The sequence below is a fragment of the Streptomyces sp. NPDC057307 genome, assembly GCF_042667665.1.
GTDB lineage: Bacteria > Actinomycetota > Actinomycetes > Streptomycetales > Streptomycetaceae > Streptomyces.
This window is the reverse complement of record NZ_JBHUZM010000152.1, coordinates 1-17517: the sequence shown is the minus strand read 5'-3', so window position 1 is coordinate 17517 and position 17517 is coordinate 1. Positions and strand designations below refer to the sequence as shown.

General features: G+C 71.1%; 15 protein-coding genes. 12 read left to right on the top strand and 3 right to left on the bottom strand.

Annotated features, from left to right (window positions below):
- Positions 1-72 precede the first annotated feature (72 nt).
- Both ACFUN8_RS32180 and ACFUN8_RS32175 read right to left on the bottom strand, forming a co-directional pair.
- A complete protein-coding gene (locus tag ACFUN8_RS32180) occupies positions 73-1218 on the bottom strand; it encodes an RNA polymerase sigma factor (RefSeq protein ID WP_383645435.1) in 1146 nt (381 codons plus the stop codon).
- A 17-nt stretch (positions 1219-1235) separates the two neighbouring features.
- Positions 1236-1643 (bottom strand): YciI family protein, encoded by a 408-nt coding sequence (locus ACFUN8_RS32175; RefSeq protein WP_382567238.1) that lies wholly within the window; start codon positions 1641-1643, stop codon positions 1236-1238.
- A 188-nt stretch (positions 1644-1831) separates the two neighbouring features.
- On the opposite strand from ACFUN8_RS32175, the gene ACFUN8_RS32170 reads away from it, so the two are divergent.
- From ACFUN8_RS32170 to ACFUN8_RS32120, 11 genes are all read left to right on the top strand, one after another.
- Complete coding sequence (locus tag ACFUN8_RS32170) at positions 1832-2401, top strand: GNAT family N-acetyltransferase (RefSeq protein WP_383645432.1); 570 nt, start codon at positions 1832-1834, stop codon at positions 2399-2401.
- Positions 2402-2573: 172 nt separating this feature from the next.
- Positions 2574-6641 carry a discoidin domain-containing protein gene (locus ACFUN8_RS32165; RefSeq protein WP_383645429.1) on the top strand — a complete coding sequence of 1356 codons (4068 nt, stop codon included), beginning with the start codon at positions 2574-2576 and terminating at the stop codon, positions 6639-6641.
- Between the two features lie 104 nt (positions 6642-6745).
- On the top strand, positions 6746-7315 hold the full coding sequence (locus ACFUN8_RS32160; RefSeq protein WP_383645427.1) for a DinB family protein: 570 nt from the start codon (positions 6746-6748) through the stop codon (positions 7313-7315).
- A gap of 253 nt (positions 7316-7568) precedes the next feature.
- The gene (locus tag ACFUN8_RS32155; RefSeq protein WP_383645424.1) at positions 7569-8012 is read left to right on the top strand and encodes an SgcJ/EcaC family oxidoreductase; all 444 of its coding nucleotides are present in this window, start codon (positions 7569-7571) and stop codon (positions 8010-8012) included.
- A gap of 117 nt (positions 8013-8129) precedes the next feature.
- Positions 8130-8954 (top strand): FadR/GntR family transcriptional regulator, encoded by an 825-nt coding sequence (locus ACFUN8_RS32150; RefSeq protein WP_383645421.1) that lies wholly within the window; start codon positions 8130-8132, stop codon positions 8952-8954.
- Positions 8955-9116: 162 nt separating this feature from the next.
- The gene (locus ACFUN8_RS32145) at positions 9117-10433 is read left to right on the top strand and encodes an ABC transporter substrate-binding protein (protein WP_383645418.1); all 1317 of its coding nucleotides are present in this window, start codon (positions 9117-9119) and stop codon (positions 10431-10433) included.
- The gene (locus ACFUN8_RS32140; protein WP_383645415.1) at positions 10433-11395 is read left to right on the top strand and encodes a carbohydrate ABC transporter permease; all 963 of its coding nucleotides are present in this window, start codon (positions 10433-10435) and stop codon (positions 11393-11395) included. Before ACFUN8_RS32145 ends, ACFUN8_RS32140 begins: the two co-directional genes overlap by 1 nt.
- Positions 11392-12255 (top strand): carbohydrate ABC transporter permease, encoded by an 864-nt coding sequence (locus ACFUN8_RS32135; RefSeq protein ID WP_383645412.1) that lies wholly within the window; start codon positions 11392-11394, stop codon positions 12253-12255. The genes ACFUN8_RS32140 and ACFUN8_RS32135 overlap by 4 nt, the downstream gene beginning before the upstream one ends.
- Before the next feature lie 93 nt (positions 12256-12348).
- Positions 12349-13563, top strand: a complete 1215-nt coding sequence (manD, locus tag ACFUN8_RS32130; protein WP_383645409.1) for a D-mannonate dehydratase ManD — start codon at positions 12349-12351, stop codon at positions 13561-13563.
- Positions 13564-13647: 84 nt separating this feature from the next.
- A complete protein-coding gene (locus tag ACFUN8_RS32125; protein ID WP_383645406.1) occupies positions 13648-14568 on the top strand; it encodes a hypothetical protein in 921 nt (306 codons plus the stop codon).
- Positions 14565-15326, top strand: coding sequence for a hypothetical protein (locus tag ACFUN8_RS32120; protein ID WP_383645403.1), 762 nt, complete (start codon positions 14565-14567; stop codon positions 15324-15326). Before ACFUN8_RS32125 ends, ACFUN8_RS32120 begins: the two co-directional genes overlap by 4 nt.
- Before the next feature lie 56 nt (positions 15327-15382).
- Here ACFUN8_RS32120 and ACFUN8_RS32115 read toward each other — a convergent pair whose 3' ends face one another.
- A complete protein-coding gene (locus ACFUN8_RS32115; RefSeq protein WP_383645400.1) occupies positions 15383-16426 on the bottom strand; it encodes a saccharopine dehydrogenase family protein in 1044 nt (347 codons plus the stop codon).
- 102 nt (positions 16427-16528) lie between these two features.
- On the opposite strand from ACFUN8_RS32115, the gene ACFUN8_RS32110 reads away from it, so the two are divergent.
- A complete protein-coding gene (locus tag ACFUN8_RS32110) occupies positions 16529-17509 on the top strand; it encodes a helix-turn-helix domain-containing protein (protein WP_383645397.1) in 981 nt (326 codons plus the stop codon).
- The last annotated feature ends 8 nt before the right edge of the window (positions 17510-17517 follow it).

Sequence of the window (17517 nt, the reverse complement as noted above, 5' to 3'; positions counted from 1 at the left end):
CCCAGCGCCCGACGGACGGCGCCCGACGAACAGCGACCGACGGACGGCGCCCGGCCGCGCCGTGCGAACCGGTCAGCCGGACCGGCGGGCGTTGAGCCGGGCGGCCTGGCGTGTCAGGTGTTCGCGCTCGGCGAGGTTGGGCGCCTTCCGGGCCGCCTCGGCGTACAGCCGCGCCGCCGTCGCCGGATCACCGTCGCGCTCGTGGAGATACGCCGCCACCGCGGTGTGGCGGGGCAGCGTGTCGTCCAGGGTCGCGAGCGCCGCGAGACCGGCGCGCGGTCCGTCCGCCTCACCGACGGCCACCGCGCGGTTGAGGCGGACGAGCGGGTTGTCGGTCAGGCGCGCGAGTTCGTCGTACCACTCGACGATCTGCACCCAGTCGGTCTCCTCGGCGGTGGGCGCGTCGGCGTGGAGTGCCGCGACGGCGGCCTGGGCCTGGAACTCGCCCAGCCGGTCGCGCGCGAGGGCCGCCTGCAGGATCGCGACGCCCTCGGCGATCGCCGAGGTGTCCCACAGGCCGCGGTCCTGCTCGGCGAGCGGCACCAGTCTGCCGTCGGGCGCGGTCCGGGCGGCGCGCCGGGCGTGGTGGAGCAGCATGAGGGCGAGCAGCCCCGCCACCTCGGGGTGGTCGATCGCGGCCGCGAGCTGCCGGGTGAGCCGGACGGCCTCGGCCGCGAGGTCGACGTCGCCGGAGTAGCCCTCGTTGAAGACCAGGTAGAGGACGCGCAGCACCGTGGCGACGTCGCCGGGCCGGTCGAACCGTACGCCGGACACGGTGCGCTTGGCCCGGCTGATGCGCTGTGCCATGGTCGCCTCGGGCACCAGATATGCCTGGGCGATCTGGCGGGTGGTCAGCCCGCCGACGGCGCGCAGCGTGAGGGCGACCGCGGACGAGGGCGTCAGCGACGGGTGGGCGCACAGGAAGTAGAGCTGGAGCGTGTCGTCCACCTCCGGCGCGGGGCCGGGCGCCGGGTCCTCGTCCACACGGTCCTCGCGCCGGCGGCGGGCGGCGTCCGCCCGGGTCGCGTCGAGGAACTTGCGCCAGGCCACGGTGACCAGCCAGCCCTTCGGATCCCCCGGTGGATCGGCCGGCCAGCCGCGGACCGCCTCGATCAGCGCTTCCTGTACGGCGTCCTCGGCCGCCGCGAAGTCGGCTCCGCGGCGGACGAGGATCCCGAGCACGCTCGGCGTGAGGCTCCGGAGCAGGACCTCGTTCATCTGAGACATCTGAGAGGTCACTCGGTGATGGTGTGCGACGCGCCCAGGAACGGGCGCAGTTCGAGCCACTCGTGGATCGGCTTGCCGCCCGCCCCGGGGGCGGCGGACAGCTCCCCGGCCAGTTCGACGGCGCGCTCGTAGCTGTCGACGTCGATCACCATCCAGCCGGCGATGACGTCCTTGGTCTCCGCGAACGGTCCGTCGGTGACCGGCGGGCGCCCCTCGCCGTCGTACCGCACGAACGTCCCCTCGGGGGCGAGCGCCTGGCTGTCGACGAACTCGCCGGTCTCCACGAGCCGGGCGGCGAAGTCGTTCATGTACCCCATGTGGGCCGAGATCTCCTCGGGCGTCCACCGGTCCATGGGAACGTCGTTGACGGCGGCCGGGGCGCCTCGGTAGTGCTTGAGCAGCAGGTACTTGGCCATGGTGTTTCTCCTCGGTGCTGGTGGGACCATTGTGGTCGCGTTCACTGCGGGGACGGAGCCGGCCACGGGTTCTCGACATCTTGGTCCAAGATTCTTTCGGCTTTCGTGAACGAGCCCGCCCGCCGGGGCACATCCCCGCAGGTGCGGGTGCCCGTCGGCCCCTGCGCACGGACTGAGATACTCCGGCCATGGATGACGGGTCGACCGGCAGCGGGGCGCGATCGGACGTGGCGTTGCCGGTACGGACCGGGTCGGCGCACGGCACGGACTGGACGCTGCGTGCCGCGTCGGCGGCCGACATCGAGGTGATCGCGGAGCTGCGGGCCACGGTCATGCGCGCGGACCTGGAGCGCCTCGGCCGCTACGACGAGCACCGGGTGCGGCAACGGCTGCGGGACTCCTTCTCCACGCGGCACACGTCGATCATCCTGATCGACCGCGAACCTGTCGGATGCGAACTTGTCGGACGCGAACCCGTCGACCGCGAACTCGTCGGATGCGTCACGGTCCGGCCGTCCGAGGACGGACAGGGCGGCCAGTGGCTGGAGCACTTCTATCTCGCTCCGCACTGTCAGGGGCGAGGGCTCGGATCCGCCGTCCTGCGCACGGTGCTGGAGCGGACGGACGCGCGAGGCGTGGCCGTGAGTCTGAACGTCCTGCGGGGCAGCGCCGCCCGGCGGCTCTACGAGCGCCACGGCTTCGTGGTGGCGGCCCAGGACCCGATCGATGTCTTCATGGTGCGCCCGCCGAGGGCGTAGACCGAACGGCGAGGGGCCCCGGGCGGCGGCCGCGGGGCCCCTCTCCCGACTGCGGGAAATGTCCTGGCTCTTGACAGAACCCCGGTCGAATTACAGCCTATGGCAACGTTGTCAAACGGCCTGTGCAGGCCGTTTGCTCTTGAGGGCTCGCCTGAAATGGATCACGTCACTCATGCCGAACCAGTCATCTCACCCTTCCCGCAGGGCAGTTGTCGCCACCGGCTCGACCCTGCTCGCCGGCTTCGGCCTCGGGGTCGCGCTTCCCGCAACGAGCCACGCCGCCGGCACCGCGGGCGCCGCCGGCAGCCGGGGCGAACTCGCCGCGTACCGCCCGGTCCAGGTGTCGTCGGTCGACTACGCGCCCAACCCCGCCGAGTTCGTGGTCGACAGGCTCAACTCCCCCGGCGTGAAGGGCAGCGGCTGGCGCGCCGCCGCGGGCGACCCGCAGTGGATCTCCGTCGACCTCCAGGCCGAGTGCACGGTCGACTCCGTCCGGCTCACCTTCGAGGCCACCGCGGACGACCCGGTCTTCACCCCGTCCCCGAGCGGCAGTCCCCGTGACAACACGACCGGGCAGGAGATCCTGTCCAGCTGCGCGGTGGCCTTCACCATCGAGACCTCCCGCGACCGCCGCACCTGGACCACGGTCCACCGCACCACCGCCGGCACCGGCGGGGTGGTGGAGATCAAGCTGGACAAGGCCACCACGGCGCGCTGGGTGCGGATGACGGTCACGAAGCGTTCGAACGCCAACCCGCTGGGACTCAACGGTTTCGAGGTGTACGGCTCCGCCAAGGGCCGCCGCCCCGCCGCCACCGGATGGACCGACTGGGGCACCAACGACCACAAGGCCCCCGCCCTGAAGGTCGCCGAGGACGGCACCGTACCGCTGGAGTCCGGCTGGACCCTGACCATGGACGACTGGGCCGGCGCCGAGGGCGCCGAGCTGTCCCGGCCGAAGGTCGACACCAGCCGCTGGCTGCCCGCGACGGTCCCCGGCACGGTCCTCGGCTCGCTGGTGGACCAGGGTCATCTGCCCGACCCCGTCGAGGGCATGAACAACCTGCACATCCCGGAGGCGCTGTCGCGCCACTCGTGGTGGTACCGCCGTGGTTTCCGACTGCCGCCGGGTCTGCGGACCGGCGCCGGGCGCCATGTCTGGCTGGAGTTCGACGGTGTGAACCACCGGGCGGACATCTGGCTCAACGGCGAGCGCGTCGGCGACGTGACGTACCCCTTCGCCCGGTCCGCGCACGACGTGACGCCCCTGCTGGCGGCCGACGGCGAGCAGACGCTGGCCGTACGGATCACGCCCATGCCGTTCCCCGGCAGCCCCGGCGACAAGAGCGAGGCCGGCCTGGCCTTCGTGGACGCCGGCGCCAACATGATGAACCGCAACTCGCCGACGTATCTGGCCGCTTCGGGCTGGGACTGGATGCCGGCCGTACGCGACCGGGTCTCCGGCATCTGGAACCATGTGCGGCTCCGTTCGACCGGTCACGCCGTCATCGGCGACCCGCGCGTCGACACCGCCCTGCCCGGCCTGCCCGACACGGGCACCGCCGAGGTGACGGTCGTCGTACCGGTACGCAACGCCGACACCGCCGAGCGGCGCGTGACGGTCACCGCGTCGTTCGACGGCGTACGGGTCTCCCGCACCGTCACCGTGCCGGGCGGCGGAAGCACCGACGTCGTCTTCGCCCCGGCCGACCACAAGGAGCTGCGGGTACGCGACCCCCGGCTGTGGTGGCCCAACGGCTACGGCGAGCCCGCGCTGCACGACCTCACGCTGGTCGCCGCCGTCGACGGGAAGGAGAGCGACCGGCGCGCCACACGCTTCGGTATCCGGCAGTTCGGCTACGAGTACGCGGTGCCGCTGCCGTTCGGCGGCGGGACCGACGCGTACACGCAGACGGTCGAGCTGGGCGCGAGGAAGGCGCGCCACGTGCGGGTCCGGTGTCTGACGCGCGCCACCGACTGGGGCTCCTCGCTGTGGGCTCTGTCGGTGATCGACAGCGCCGCGCCGGGTAACGACCTCGCCCTGCGCAAGAAGGCCACCGCCTCGTCCGTGGACGAGCCGGCGCACGAGGCCGCGAACGTCACCGACGGGGACGCGAAGACCCGCTGGGCCTCGGCGTTCGAGGACGACCACTGGATTCAGGTCGACCTCGGGGCGTCCGTCTCCTTCGACCGGGTGGACCTGGTGTGGGAGCAGGCGTACGCGAAGACGTACGTCGTCCAGGTCTCCGACGACGGCGAGACCTGGACGGACGCGGAGTCGGTCGACAACTCCGCGGTGCCGCTGCCCTTCAAGAACGCCAACGCCAGCCTGCAGAGCGTCGACATCGGCGCCCGCGCGGCCCGTTACGTCCGGCTCAACGGCGGTGAGCGGGCGACCAGTTGGGGCAACTCGCTGTGGAGCCTGTCGGTCATCGACAGTGCGAGGCCGGGCACGGACCTCGCCCTGCACCAGAAGGCCACCGCCTCCACGGAGGACGGCGACAGCAAGGCGGCGAACGCCACCGACGGCAAGGCCGACACCCGCTGGTCCTCCGCCTACGAGGACAACCAGTGGATTCAGGTGGACCTCGGCGCGTCCGTCTCCTTCGACCGGGTGGTCGTCGTGTGGGAGCCCGCCTACCCCAAGACGTATGTCATCCAGATCTCCGACGACGGCGAGACGTGGACGGACGTGAAGTCCGTCGACAACACCCCGGAGCCGCTGAAGATCAGCGTGAACGGTGTACGGGTCTTCTGCCGGGGCGGCAACTGGGGCTGGGACGAACTGCTGCGCCGGATGCCCGCCGAGCGGATGGACACGGCGGTGCGCATGCACCGGGACATGAACTTCACCATGATCCGCAACTGGCTCGGCAGCAGCAACCGCGAGGAGTTCTTCGCCAGTTGCGACGAGTACGGGCTGCTCGTGTGGAACGACTTCCCCAACGCGTGGGCCATGGACCCGCCGGACCACGACGCGTTCAACAGCCTGGCGCGCGACACCGTACGCCGCTACCGCATGCACCCCAGCGTCGTCCTGTGGTGCGGTGCCAACGAGGGCAACCCGCCCGCCGCGATCGACGACGGCATGCGGGAGGCGGTCCTGGCGGAGGCGCCGGGTGTCTTCTACCAGAACAACTCGGCGGGCGGCATCATCTCCGGCGGCGGTCCGTACGGCTGGGTGGAGCCGGAGCGCTACTTCTCCCGTTCCACCTACGGCGGGGGCCACTTCGGCTTCCACACGGAGATCGGCATGCCCGTGGTCTCCACGGCGGAGAGTGTGCGCAATCTGGTCGGCGACGAGCCGGAGTGGCCGATCGGCGAGGCGTGGTACTACCACGACTGGAGCACCCGGGGGAATCAGGCCCCGCAGAACTACCGCGCCGCCATCGAGGCGCGGTTGGGCACGGCCGGGGGCCTGGACGACTTCGCGCGCAAGGCGCAGTTCGTGAACTACGAGAACACCCGCGCCATGTTCGAGGCGTGGAACGCCAACCTCTGGAAGGACGCCAGCGGTCTGATGCTGTGGATGTCCCACCCGGCCTGGCACAGCACGGTGTGGCAGACGTACGACTACGACTTCGACGTCAACGGCACGTACTACGGCGCCCGCAAGTCGTGCGAGGCCGTTCATGTGCAGGCGGATCCGCAGAAGTGGGACGTCATCGCGGTCAACCACACCGCGCGCGGGCTCAAGGGAGTCACGGTGACGGCGCGGCTGTACGACCTGTCCGGCCGGCAGCTCGGTTCAACCCGTCGTACGAAGGTGGACGTCGCCCCGTCGAGCACGGCCGCCGCCTTCACGGCGGCCTTCGGGGCGGAACTGCCGGATCTGCATCTGCTGCGGCTGAGCCTGGAGGACAGCGGCGGCAAGTCGCTGTCGGAGAACACGTACTGGCGCTACCGCGCACCGGCCGACATGCGGGCGCTGAACACGGCCAGGCCGGTGAAGGTCACCGCCGACCTCGGTCATGTCTCCCGGTCGGGCGAGCGGCGCACGATGACCGTGACGGTACGCAACCGGGGCGCGGCGGTCGCCTCCATGCTGCGCCTGTCACTGCTGGACGCCAAGGACGGCCGACGGGTGCTGCCGACGCTGTACGGGGACAACTACCTGTGGCTGCTGCCCGGTGAGTCGCGGACGGTGACGCTGAGCTGGCCCGCGAAGGCACTGCGGTCGGGGCGCCCGGCGCTGCGGATCGAGGGGTACAACAGCGCGGAGTCGGTGGTGCGGGCGTAGCGGCGAGGCCGTCCAGCGGGTGTGCCCCGGGCGGGCACATCCGCTGTACGGCGGGTGGCGCGCCGGCCGTAAAGAACTGGCGGGCCCGGACCGTACCGACGACCATGGCCCGCATGAGTGACCGACCCGCACGCTGGACCCAGGCCACCGTCCACCCCGACATGTGGACCGACCCGGACGACGACCCCCGTGACAGCGACGGGCCCGGTCCGGAGGGCGAGCCGGCGACGCTGGTGGACTTCCTGACGGGCTACCGCATGACCCTGCGGATGAAGTGCGAGGGCCTGGACCCGGAGCAGTTGGCCCGCCGGTCGGTTCCGCCGTCGACGATGTCGCTGCTCGGTCTGATCCGCCATCTCGCCGAGGTGGAACGGGACTGGCACAACTGGATCCGCGACGGTGATCCGCTGCCGAAGCTGTACGGCGACCCTGACGGGGACTTCGAGGGTGCCCTCGCCGAACAGGCCGAGGTCGACGCCGCGTACGCCGCTCTGGCGCGCGAACAGGCCGCGACGGACGCCGCGTTGGCCGGGCACCCGGATCTGGGCGAGCGGCTGGGGAAGGACCGGATCGCGGTTCGGGAACTGATGGTGCACAGGATCGACGAGTACGCGCGTCACTGCGGGCACGCCGATCTGCTGCGCGAGTGTGTCGACGGCAGGGTGGGCCAGTAACGGGCGCCGGGGGCACGTCGCGATCACGGTGACGGACGCTCCGGCGTGCCGGGACGTTCGGCGGCCCCGAGGGTCTGGAAGTCATCGACCTCCCCGCCCCCGCCCCTCCCACTGCCGGGCGGGTGCTGATCACCGCGGAGGCGATCGGCGTCAGCGGCGCCGACGGGATCGTACCGACTGATCATCTTTGAGAGGGTGGGGCGGCGGGCCGCGTCCGGCGGACCGGTACCTCGACAGGGGAAGTGAGTCACCGATGGATCAGTCGGTCGAAGCGATGGGCGCGATCTCCGCGCGGATGCAGGAGGCGTGGAACCGGGGTGACGCCACGGCCTTCGCCGCCGACTTCGCGGAGGACGCCGAGTTCGTGGCGTTCGAAGGGACCGTCCTCAAGGGACGCGACGCGATCGTGGCCTTTCACCAGCCGCTGTTCGACACCGCGCTGAGGGGCTCCCGCCTGGTGGACGGCCGGGTGGTGTTCGCCCGGGTCGTCGGGCCCGACTGGGGTGTGGTGCACTACCGGGTCGGTGTGGTGATGCCGGGCGAGGACACACCGCTGCCGAGCCGCGACTCCATGCAACTGCTCGCCGTCCGGTGGCGGGACGACGGCTGGCAGGCCGTGGCGCTGCAGAACTCGCGCGTGATCTCCATGGACTACCAACTGGCCCTCGACGCCCTCGCGTCAGCACCCGAGGGGTAGAGCGGCACACACCGCGTCGCACCGGCCGTGGCCCACGGGAGAGGTCGGGGCGACCGGTGCCGGTCGCGGCCGGGACGGGGGCGCGTGTCGGCCGTGACCGGCCTGTACGCTGCGAGCATGCAGCCGTCCGCCCCCTCCTCCCCGGCGGGTTCCGCGCGGTCGGGCCCCGCCGCGGCCCCCGCCCAGCGCGGACTCCTCACGGAGCGCATCGCCCGTCGGCTGGAACACGACATCAGGTCCGGAGAGATCCCCGTCGGGACGAAGCTCCCCTCGGAGCGCGAGCTCGCCGCCCAGTTCGGTTCCAGCAGGAATGTCGTACGCGAGGTGCTGAGGCGCCTGGAGGCCCAGCATCTGATCGAAGTCGCTCCGGGACGGGGTTCCTTCGTCCGTGAACAGTCCTCGGGCCAGGCCAGGGGGTACGACGCGCTGTACCGGGCGGGTCGCCCCACCGTCCGGCAGCTCATCGAGGCGCGGATCCCGCTGGAGGTCGAGATGGTCCGGCTGGCGACCCGGCGGGCCACGGACGAGGACATCGCGGCGATGCGGTCCGCCCGGGACGCCCTGGAGTCGGCGACCGATGTCGTCGTGAAGGCCCAGGCAGACATGGACTTCCACGACGCCGTCGCGGTGGCGAGCAAGAACCCGGTCCTGCGGATCATGCTGTCCTCGATCAGCGGGATGATGTTCGAGATGATGCTCCGCTCGAACTCCGATCCGTCGATCGCCGAGCCCGGTGTGCCGCACCACCCGGAGATCTTCGAGGCGATCGAGGCACGGGACGTGGACCTCGCCTGCGAGCGGATGCGGGAGCATCTGATGCTGGGCCTGCGTACGTACGGGCCGGACCTCGACGTGCAGGTCGACACCATGGCGCGCAACCACATCGAGACGCTGCTGGGCCAGACCGAGGGGCGCCAGGGCAGCGGCAGAACGGGCGAGTAGCCGGCGGACGGGTCCGGCAAAACTTCTCCTCAGGGGCTGGTCCACGTGCGTGTTCTGCTGTTACGGTCCCGTCTGAACCAACTGGTCCTACCAGTTGGACCAGGCCGGCGGGACCGGCACGCGACACGCACCACGCGACACCGCAGAGAGACGAGGACGAGGATGTCCACGAGCAGCCAGCCACTGAGCCGGCGCGCCTTCGGCCGACTGGCCGCAGGGGTCGTGGGGGCCGCCGGAGTGGGGGCGCTGAGCGCCTGTTCGACCGGGGGCGCCAAGCCCTCGGCCGACACCCCGTTGCGGATCATGGCGATCAACCATGTGTGGTCCCAGGCGATCCAGCGCCGTACGAAGGAATTCGAGGAGCTGATCGGACGGCGGGTCTCCATGACCCTGCTCACCGCAGACCAGCTCGCGAGCAGCTACAACGTCAAGCTGAACGCCTCCGGCACCGACGTGGACGTGATGATGGTCCGCGCGCTCCAGGAGCAGCTGCTCTTCGGACACAACGGCTGGCTCGCCGACCTCAGCGACCGGGTCGGCGACACGGAGTTCAACTGGCCGGACTTCCAGAAGGCCCCGCGCGAGGCGTCCACGACGGCGGGCAAGGTACTGAGCGTCCCGGTGGTGACCGAGCGCCCCGCGCTCTACTACCGCAAGGACCTGGTCGAGGACCTCGGCGGGCCGCCGCGCACCCTGGACGCGCTGATGGACGCCGCGCAGCGGCTCACCGACCGGAAGAAGGGCTTCTACGGCTATGTCGGCCGGGGCCAGCGCAGCGGCGCCGTGTCCCAGTGGTCGAGCTTCCTCTACTCGCACGGCGGTGACTTCGTCGTCGGCGGGAAGTCCGGCATCGGCAGCCCCGAGGCGCTTGCCGCGTACGAGTACTACGGCGGTCTGCTGGCCAAGGCGGGCCCGCCCGGGGCCACCAACATGAGCCTCGAACAGGCCATGCCGATCTTCGCGCAGGGCAAGGCGGCGTTCTACATAGACGCGGACGCGATCTACAGCAGCTTCCTGGACCCGAAGGTGTCCAGGGTGGGCGAGACCATCGGCTTCGCGCCCTTCCCCGCCGGGCCGGCCGGTGCCAGGCCGCACAACATCCCGTCGTGGAGTCTGGGCATCAACGCGTTCTCCCTGCTGCGCGACGACGCCTGGGAGTTCATCAGGTGGGCCGCGGGTCCCGAGATGTCGACCGCCCTGCAGTCGGACGGCATCCCCGGCGCCCGCTCCTCGGTGTGGTCCGACCCGAAGACACTGGCCTCCTTCCCGCCGGACCTCGCCGAGGCCATGCGGATCAACGCGGAGCGCGGCCTCGGCTACGACCGGCCCCGGGTCCTCCAGGTGGGCCGGGCCCGGGACATCGTCGGCCGGCCGCTGGTCGCGGGCATCCTCGGCGAGTCCGTACCGCCGGTCGCGCGTGACGCGGACGCGGAGTTCGCCGAGTTCCTCGTACGCGACAACCGCCACAAGGAGTCCTGATGTCCACCACCGAGGTCTCCACGGCCCGTACCGACGCCCGCCCGCCGGACACGCCGTCGCCCCGCGTACGCCGGCCGCGCACCTTCGAGCAGGCCAACCGGCGGCTGAAGTGGGCGATGCTCACGCCGGCGCTGCTCTTCGTCGGCCTGATGATCGTCTTCCCGCTGGCCTTCACGCTCGACCTCAGCCTGACCGACGCCTTCGGCGCGGTGAACGCCGACAAGGCCCATATCGGCCTGCGCAACTTCACCGAGGCGCTGGGCGACACCCGCAGGTTCTGGCCGGCCGCCCGCCGCACCCTGATCTTCACCGTCGGCGCGGTGTTGCTGGAGACGGTGTTCGGCCTCGCGCTGGCGATGCTGATGCGCAAGGCGTTCCGGGGGATGCGCTGGGTGCGCACCGTCCTGATCATCCCGCTGCTCACCACGCCGGTCGCGATCGGCATCCTGTGGCTGCTGATCCTCGATCCCACCAACGGCATAGCCAACCATCTGCTCGCCTCCGTCGGCCTGCCCCGGCAGGAGTTCCTCGGCTCGGTGAGCCAGTCGCTGCCGACCCTGATGCTCATCGACGTGTGGCAGTGGACCCCGATGATGACGCTGCTGCTGCTCGCCGGGCTGACCACGCTGCCCGAGGAGCCGGAGGAGGCCGCCCTGGTCGACGGGGCGAACGGCTGGCAGCGTTTCCGATACGTCATCCTGCCGATGCTCGGGCCGACGCTCGTCGCCGCGCTGGTGCTGCGTTCCGTCGACGCGCTGAAGACCTTCGACATCCTCTACGCCACCAAAGGCCCCGGCGGCGGTTCGGACTTCGAGGTGGAAACCCTCAACGTCTACGCCTACGGGCTCACCTTCGACTACCAGGAGTACGGACTGGCCGCCGCCGTCCTGGTCCTGTTCACGCTCTTCATCATCGGTGTCGTGGTGCTGCTGCGCCGCCGGGGCGGAAGGAAGAACGCATGAGTGCCACCGTCTCCCCCGCCGCGCGCCGGCCGGCGACCCCCCGGCCGCGCAGGCGCAGGACCTGGTCGTGGCTGCGCGGCACCGCCATCGCCGTCGTGACGCTGATCTTCGCGCTGCCGATCGTGTGGATGTTCGCCGCGGCCTTCAAGACCAACGTGCAGGTCACCGACCCGTCCGTCGGTCTGTGGTTCAGCCCCACCCTGGACAACTTCCGGGGCATCGTCGAGGACGGCCAGATCCTGCGCTCGATGGGCAACTCGCTGCTGATCGGGCTGGTGTCGACGGTGCTCTCCGCCGTCATCGCGGTACCCGCCGCCTGGGCGGTGGGCCGGTTCAACATGCACCGCACCGGCTCCCTGATCCTCGTCGCGCGCATCGTCCCGGCGATCTCGCTCCTCGTCCCCTGGTACTACCTGTTCGCGCAGATGGGGCTCGTCGGGTCCTACACCGTGCTGATCCTGAGCCATATGTTCGTCTCCGTCCCGCTGATCATGTGGATCATGATCAGTTTCTTCGCGGGACTGCCGGTCGAACTGGAGGAGGCCGCCCGCACCGACGGGCTGAGCGCCTTCGGCGCCTTCTGGCGCATCTCGTTGCCGCTCGCGGCACCGGGCACCGCGACCGCGTCGCTGCTGGCCTTCGTCTTCAGCTGGAACAACTTCATGTTCGCGCTGGTCTTCGCCGACGACCGGACCCAGACGGTGCCGGTGGCCCTGTTCAACTTCATCTCCTACGCGAGCACCGACTGGGGCGGACTGATGGCCGCCGCCACCCTCATCACCGTGCCGGTCGTACTGGCCGCCGTCATCGGACAGAAGTACCTGGTGGCCGGGCTGACCTCCGGCGCCTCCAAAGGCTGACAAGCCGCCGCCCGGCGGAAACCGCACCGAGGCTTCCGCACCGGTCCAGGGCCGACCCCACGCCCCCGACATCCGGAAAGAGAACACACGAACATGAAGATCGTCGACGCGAAGGTCGTCGTCACCAGTCCCGGCCGCAACTTCGTCACCCTGAAGCTGACGACCGACGAGGGCCTCACCGGCCTCGGCGACGCCACCCTGAACGGCAGGGAACTCGCCGTCGTCAGCTACCTCCGCGACCATGTGGCGCCTCTGCTCGTCGGCCTCGACCCGCACCGCATAGAAGACACCTGGCAGTCGCTGTACCGGGGGGCGTACTGGCGGCGCGGGCCGGTGACGATGGCCGCCATCGCCGCCGTCGACGTGGCGCTGTGGGACATCAAGGCGAAGGCCGCGGGGCTCCCCCTCTACCAGCTGCTGGGCGGTGCCAGCCGCGAACGCGTCGGTACCTACGGCCACGCCAACGGCCGGGACATACCCGAACTCCTCGACTCCGTACGGGCCAGGCTGGCCGAGGGATACCCCGCCGTCCGTATCCAGTCCGGCATCCCCGGCCTCAAGGCCGTCTACGGGGTGTCGGACACCGACAACGCCGGTGCGCGGATCCTCCACCAGCAGGCCCGCCCACTGGTCGAGGACTGGGACACCGCGGCGTATCTGCGGCACATCCCGGCCGTCTTCGACGCCGTACGCGCCGAGTTCGGCCCCGAACTGCCCCTGCTCCACGACGCCCACCACCGGCTCACCCCGATCCAGGCCGCCCGGCTCGGCAAGGACCTGGAGCCCTACCGGCCGTTCTGGCTGGAGGACTGCACACCCGCCGAGAACCAGGAGGCCCTGCGGCTGGTACGCCGTAACACCACCACACCGCTGGCCATCGGCGAGGTGTTCAACACGGTGTACGACTACCAGGCCCTGATCACCGAGCAGTTGATCGACTACGTACGGTCGGCGGTTACCCACTTCGGCGGCGTCACCCCGCTGCGCAAGCTGTTCGACTTCGCCGCCCAGTACCAGATCAAGAGCGCCGTGCACGGGCCGGAGGACATCTCCCCGGTCGGGATGGCCGCCGCCGTCCATCTCGACCTCGCCGTGCACAACTTCGGCATCCAGGAGTACTCGGGCCACACCCCCCTCACCGAGGAGGTCTTCCGCCACTCGTACACCTTCACGGACGGGTACCTGCATCCGGGAGAGGCCCCCGGCATCGGGGTGGAGCTGGACGAGGAGCTGGCCGCGGCCCACCCGTACGACGCGGCGTATCTGCCGGTCAACCGCCTCCACGACGGGACCGTCCACGACTGGTGAGGCGCCCCGGCGACTCACGCGTCACGCACGTCGCGCGTCGCCCCTGGCCCTGCGGGTGTGGGCCTGCCGTGCTGTACTGGCCAGATGGAGCGCAAGCACACGCGAGCCTTCGTCACACGCGCCGTGCAGCCCGGCAAGGCGGGCGCCGGTACCGCCGGTACCGAGCGGGCCGAGCGCGCCGAAGCGGTACGCACCAGGGTGCGGCTCATGATCGAGATCACCGCGCGGGCCGGATCGTATCGAAAGGGCCTGGTCAAGGCCGCCGAACACCTCAGCCCGGAGGAAGCGGAGATCCTTGCCGATCTGGAGGCGCACGGGCTGCAGGTACCGCAGTTGCGGGACGTACTGCGCGGCGGGCATGTGCTGGTGGACGATCCGCGGCTGTACGAGAAATGGCGGTCCGCCAAGGGCAGCCATCCACGGCTGTCCAGCCACCACCGCGACATCGACAAGAAGCTCTACCCCGACATCGGGATGCGCGGGCACGTCGTACGGGAGAAGCTGCACGGCCGCACGGCACAGGGCACCTGGGTGCAGCTGGAGAAGACCCCGGCCGCGTTCGGCGGGTCCAAGCTGCCCCGGCCGAGCGACCTGCGGCACCTGATGGACTACGTGGTGTACAGGTTCACCGACAGCAACGTCGGGCCCTGGGGTCTGTCGCGAATGACCGAGCGGCGCCCGCTGTATCTCGCGCCGGTCCTGGCGATGCCCACGTCCCTGTCGCCGCCGATCGCGCGGTCCCTCACGCAGGCGCTGCGCCGGATCGAGGCGAACGACGACGTCACGGCCGTGTCCCAGGAACTCGCGGCCCGGTTCCCGCCGCCGGACCGGCCGGATCTGGCCGGCGAGCTGGGCCAGGCGCTGTCCGGCAGCGCCGGCCGGGGCCTGTTCGGCAACTCCGACGTATGGGTGACGCAGACCCCGTCCCGTACCGCCGCCGCGGTTCTCCGTGAGAGCCGCGCGGCGCCCGCCGTGGGCGGCCGGCCGGCAGGAGGTCCGTCATGAGCGACGACCAGCGTGGTACTCCCCCGGCGTCGACACCGGGGCCGGGCGAGGCGTCCGTTCCCGAAGGACTGGTCTCGGCCGTCGTGCATCTCGTGGACACCGGGCCGGTGCTCCTCGGCGCGTACACCATCGCCGAACTCACCGCCGTGGACGCGATCGTGGACTTCCTGGAGGCCCGGCCGTCGGACGACGAACTCGCCGAGGCCGTCCGCTCGTTGGCCGCGCGCCAACTCCTCATGGCGGGTTCGTCGAGCGAGGAGGTCGAAGTACGGGGAGACCTGGGCATCGCCGTGGCGTTCCAGCAGCGGGCCAGGAAGGTGCTCGACGCCCGTACGACCGGAACGGATCCGGGCGAGCCGTGGCGGATCCTGCTGCTCCCCCAGCCGGAGCGGATCTGTCTGATGGTCCGCATCGACGCGCTCGGCGTGCACCAGATCGGTCTGTACAAGCTTGAGGAGGGGCTCCGGGCGCTCACCGACTGGCTGCCCCGGGGTTCGTCGGCGGACATCGATCGGTCGATGGACGCCGATGCCGTGCTCACGGGGTCGGAGCGGTCGGCGCTGGTGACCGTCACCGAGTACACCGCGGAGGGCTCGGCCGAGACCGCGGGCACCAGTACCGATCTGATCCTGGCCCGTAACGACGGCCGGCTGCACCTGCTTTCCCGGGATCCCGGTGACCGCGACAGGCTGGTGCCGATCGCGGCGGGTGGCAGGGACGGTGTCCGCGACAGGCTGGAAGACCTCCTGGCCGTGTGAACTCCCGCCTGTGCGGGACCCGCGGACGACGGCCTCCGAACGCTCTTGCCTCTTGCCTACTGCGGCAGTTCGAGGGAGACGTGCGGGGACAGCGCGCGGAGGAAGTCGGCCGCGTCGAAGATCTGACCGGCCGAGGAGACACCGATCGTCCTGGTCCGTCCCGTGAGGATGCGGCGAACCGCCTCCACCGCGAGCGGCGCGGTGACGGCGTAGATGTCCTGGCCTCTCGCCACGGCGCGCCGTTCGGTGTCGCCGGAGCGCACGACGACATCGACGAGGAAGGTCTGCGCGGACCGACCGCGCTCGTCGACCGCGGTCGGCGCCGGTGTGTCCGGGGCCGACAGATCCCTGGCCGCCTCGATCGTCATATAGGTGCGGACCTCGGGGATGGAGAGATGGCTGGGTACGGTGACGACGTCGGCCATCGTGAACTCCCCGATGACGGCCCGGGTGCCCAGGGGGTCGGGAAAGTGCCAGTCCAGGGTGGGCGGGGCGTCGTCGCGATACTCCAGCCGCCCGTTCGTGTAGCGGACGCGTTCGCCGTTCCGCCGCGTCCGGGAGACCTGGCCCGCGACGCGCGTTCCGTCCGTGGGGTGCCAGCTGCTCAGCCCGTACGCGATGTGCGCCTCGTCCGCGGCGGTCCAGTCGCCCATCGCCGCGGTGGTCAGCAGATCGCCGAGGCCGCCGAAGAAGGCCATCGCGGGGACGATCACCGTTCCGGCGGCCCGGGCGCGGTCCGTGAAGTGCGCGAACGTGTCCACGTTGGCCTCGACCTCGGCCGCCACATCCACGTACGGGATCCTCGCGCGCAGGGCCGCCTCGATCACGGGGGCGGCGGTCGTGGCGAAGGGCCCGGCACAGTTGATCACGGCCGCCGCGCCGGCCAGTGCGCGGTCGAGCGAGGCCGGATCGTCGACCGCCGCCGGCCGGACGTCGAGTGCGGGACGGTCCGCCGCCGGCTCCTCCGCCAGTTCCTTCAGCTTGCCGGGGTCGCGGCCGGAGAGGACCGGGAGGAACCCGCGTTCCCGCAACTGCGCCACGACAAAGCGCCCGGTGTGTCCGTACGCGCCGTACACCGCGACCGTGTGTCCCGATTCCATCGGTACTCCTCCTGTGCTCGAAAGACCCGCCGGAGACAGCCTGCCGATGGCAGGGCCCCGCACACGAGTGTCCGGAACGCCATGCCCCGTACAATTCCGGACGTGAACACAGTCGCGCTGGCCGTCACCGACGGGATGCTGCACTACGAACTGTCCGTGGCGTACGAGGTCTTCGGCACCGCCCCGGACGGGGTGGCCACCCCCTGGTACCGCCTGGACGTCTGCGGGCCGGCCGCCGTGCGGTTCGGCCGGTTCCTGCTGGAGCCCGACCACGGCCTCGACCGGCTCCGCCATGCGGACACCGTCATCGTGCCCGGCTGGGACGACGTGGACGGGAACCCACCGGCCGACCTGGTCGACGCGGTGCGCGCGGCCCACGAGGCGGGGGCGCGCGTGGCGTCGCTCTGCACGGGTGCGTTCGTGCTGGCCGCCGCGGGCCTGCTGGACGGAAAGCGCGCGACCACGCACTGGGCGCACACCGAGGCCCTGGCCGCCCGTTACCCCCGGGTGACGGTCGACCCGGACGTGCTCTACGTGGACAACGGCAGCGTGCTCACCTCCGCGGGCAAGGCCGCCGCGATGGACCTGTGCCTGCACCTCGTCCGCCTCGACCACGGCTCGTCGGTCGCCAACACCACCGCCCGCCGCCTGGTCGTGCCACCACACCGGGCGGGCGGCCAGGCCCAGTTCGTCACCACCCCGGTACCCGCCCGGGCAGACCACCCGCTCGCCGCGCTGTTCCCCTGGGTGCTGGAGCGCCTCGACCATCCACTGACCGTGGAAGACCTGGCCCGCCAGGCGCGGATGAGCTCACGCAACCTGGCCCGCCACTTCAGATCGGTGGCCGGTACCACCCCGCTGCAATGGCTGCTGGCCCAACGAATCCGCCACGCCCAGGAGTTGCTGGAGACGACGGACGGCACGGTCGACGCCATCGCGACCGCCACCGGCATGGGCACGGCCACGACACTGCGCCGCCACTTCAACCGCACGGTAGGCGTCCCCCCGGACACCTACCGCCGCACTTTCCGCCCCCGGGCCACGGCGCCCGAGGGCGGGTACGGCGACGGCGGACCGCGCTGAGTGCGCGG

Excerpts from the sequence above, each read along its gene's own strand:
- ACFUN8_RS32180 (WP_383645435.1), bottom strand. The coding sequence starts at position 1,218 with ATGAACGAGGTCCTGCTCCGGAGCCTCACGCCGAGCGTGCTCGGGATC.
- ACFUN8_RS32175 (WP_382567238.1), bottom strand. The coding sequence starts at position 1,643 with ATGGCCAAGTACCTGCTGCTCAAGCACTACCGAGGCGCCCCGGCCGCC.
- ACFUN8_RS32170 (WP_383645432.1), top strand. The coding sequence starts at position 1,832 with ATGGATGACGGGTCGACCGGCAGCGGGGCGCGATCGGACGTGGCGTTG.
- ACFUN8_RS32165 (WP_383645429.1), top strand. The coding sequence starts at position 2,574 with ATGCCGAACCAGTCATCTCACCCTTCCCGCAGGGCAGTTGTCGCCACC.
- ACFUN8_RS32160 (WP_383645427.1), top strand. The coding sequence starts at position 6,746 with ATGGCCCGCATGAGTGACCGACCCGCACGCTGGACCCAGGCCACCGTC.
- ACFUN8_RS32155 (WP_383645424.1), top strand. The coding sequence starts at position 7,569 with ATGGATCAGTCGGTCGAAGCGATGGGCGCGATCTCCGCGCGGATGCAG.
- ACFUN8_RS32150 (WP_383645421.1), top strand. The coding sequence starts at position 8,130 with ATGCAGCCGTCCGCCCCCTCCTCCCCGGCGGGTTCCGCGCGGTCGGGC.
- ACFUN8_RS32145 (WP_383645418.1), top strand. The coding sequence starts at position 9,117 with ATGTCCACGAGCAGCCAGCCACTGAGCCGGCGCGCCTTCGGCCGACTG.
- ACFUN8_RS32140 (WP_383645415.1), top strand. The coding sequence starts at position 10,433 with ATGTCCACCACCGAGGTCTCCACGGCCCGTACCGACGCCCGCCCGCCG.
- ACFUN8_RS32135 (WP_383645412.1), top strand. The coding sequence starts at position 11,392 with ATGAGTGCCACCGTCTCCCCCGCCGCGCGCCGGCCGGCGACCCCCCGG.
- manD (WP_383645409.1), top strand. The coding sequence starts at position 12,349 with ATGAAGATCGTCGACGCGAAGGTCGTCGTCACCAGTCCCGGCCGCAAC.
- ACFUN8_RS32125 (WP_383645406.1), top strand. The coding sequence starts at position 13,648 with ATGGAGCGCAAGCACACGCGAGCCTTCGTCACACGCGCCGTGCAGCCC.
- ACFUN8_RS32120 (WP_383645403.1), top strand. The coding sequence starts at position 14,565 with ATGAGCGACGACCAGCGTGGTACTCCCCCGGCGTCGACACCGGGGCCG.
- ACFUN8_RS32115 (WP_383645400.1), bottom strand. The coding sequence starts at position 16,426 with ATGGAATCGGGACACACGGTCGCGGTGTACGGCGCGTACGGACACACC.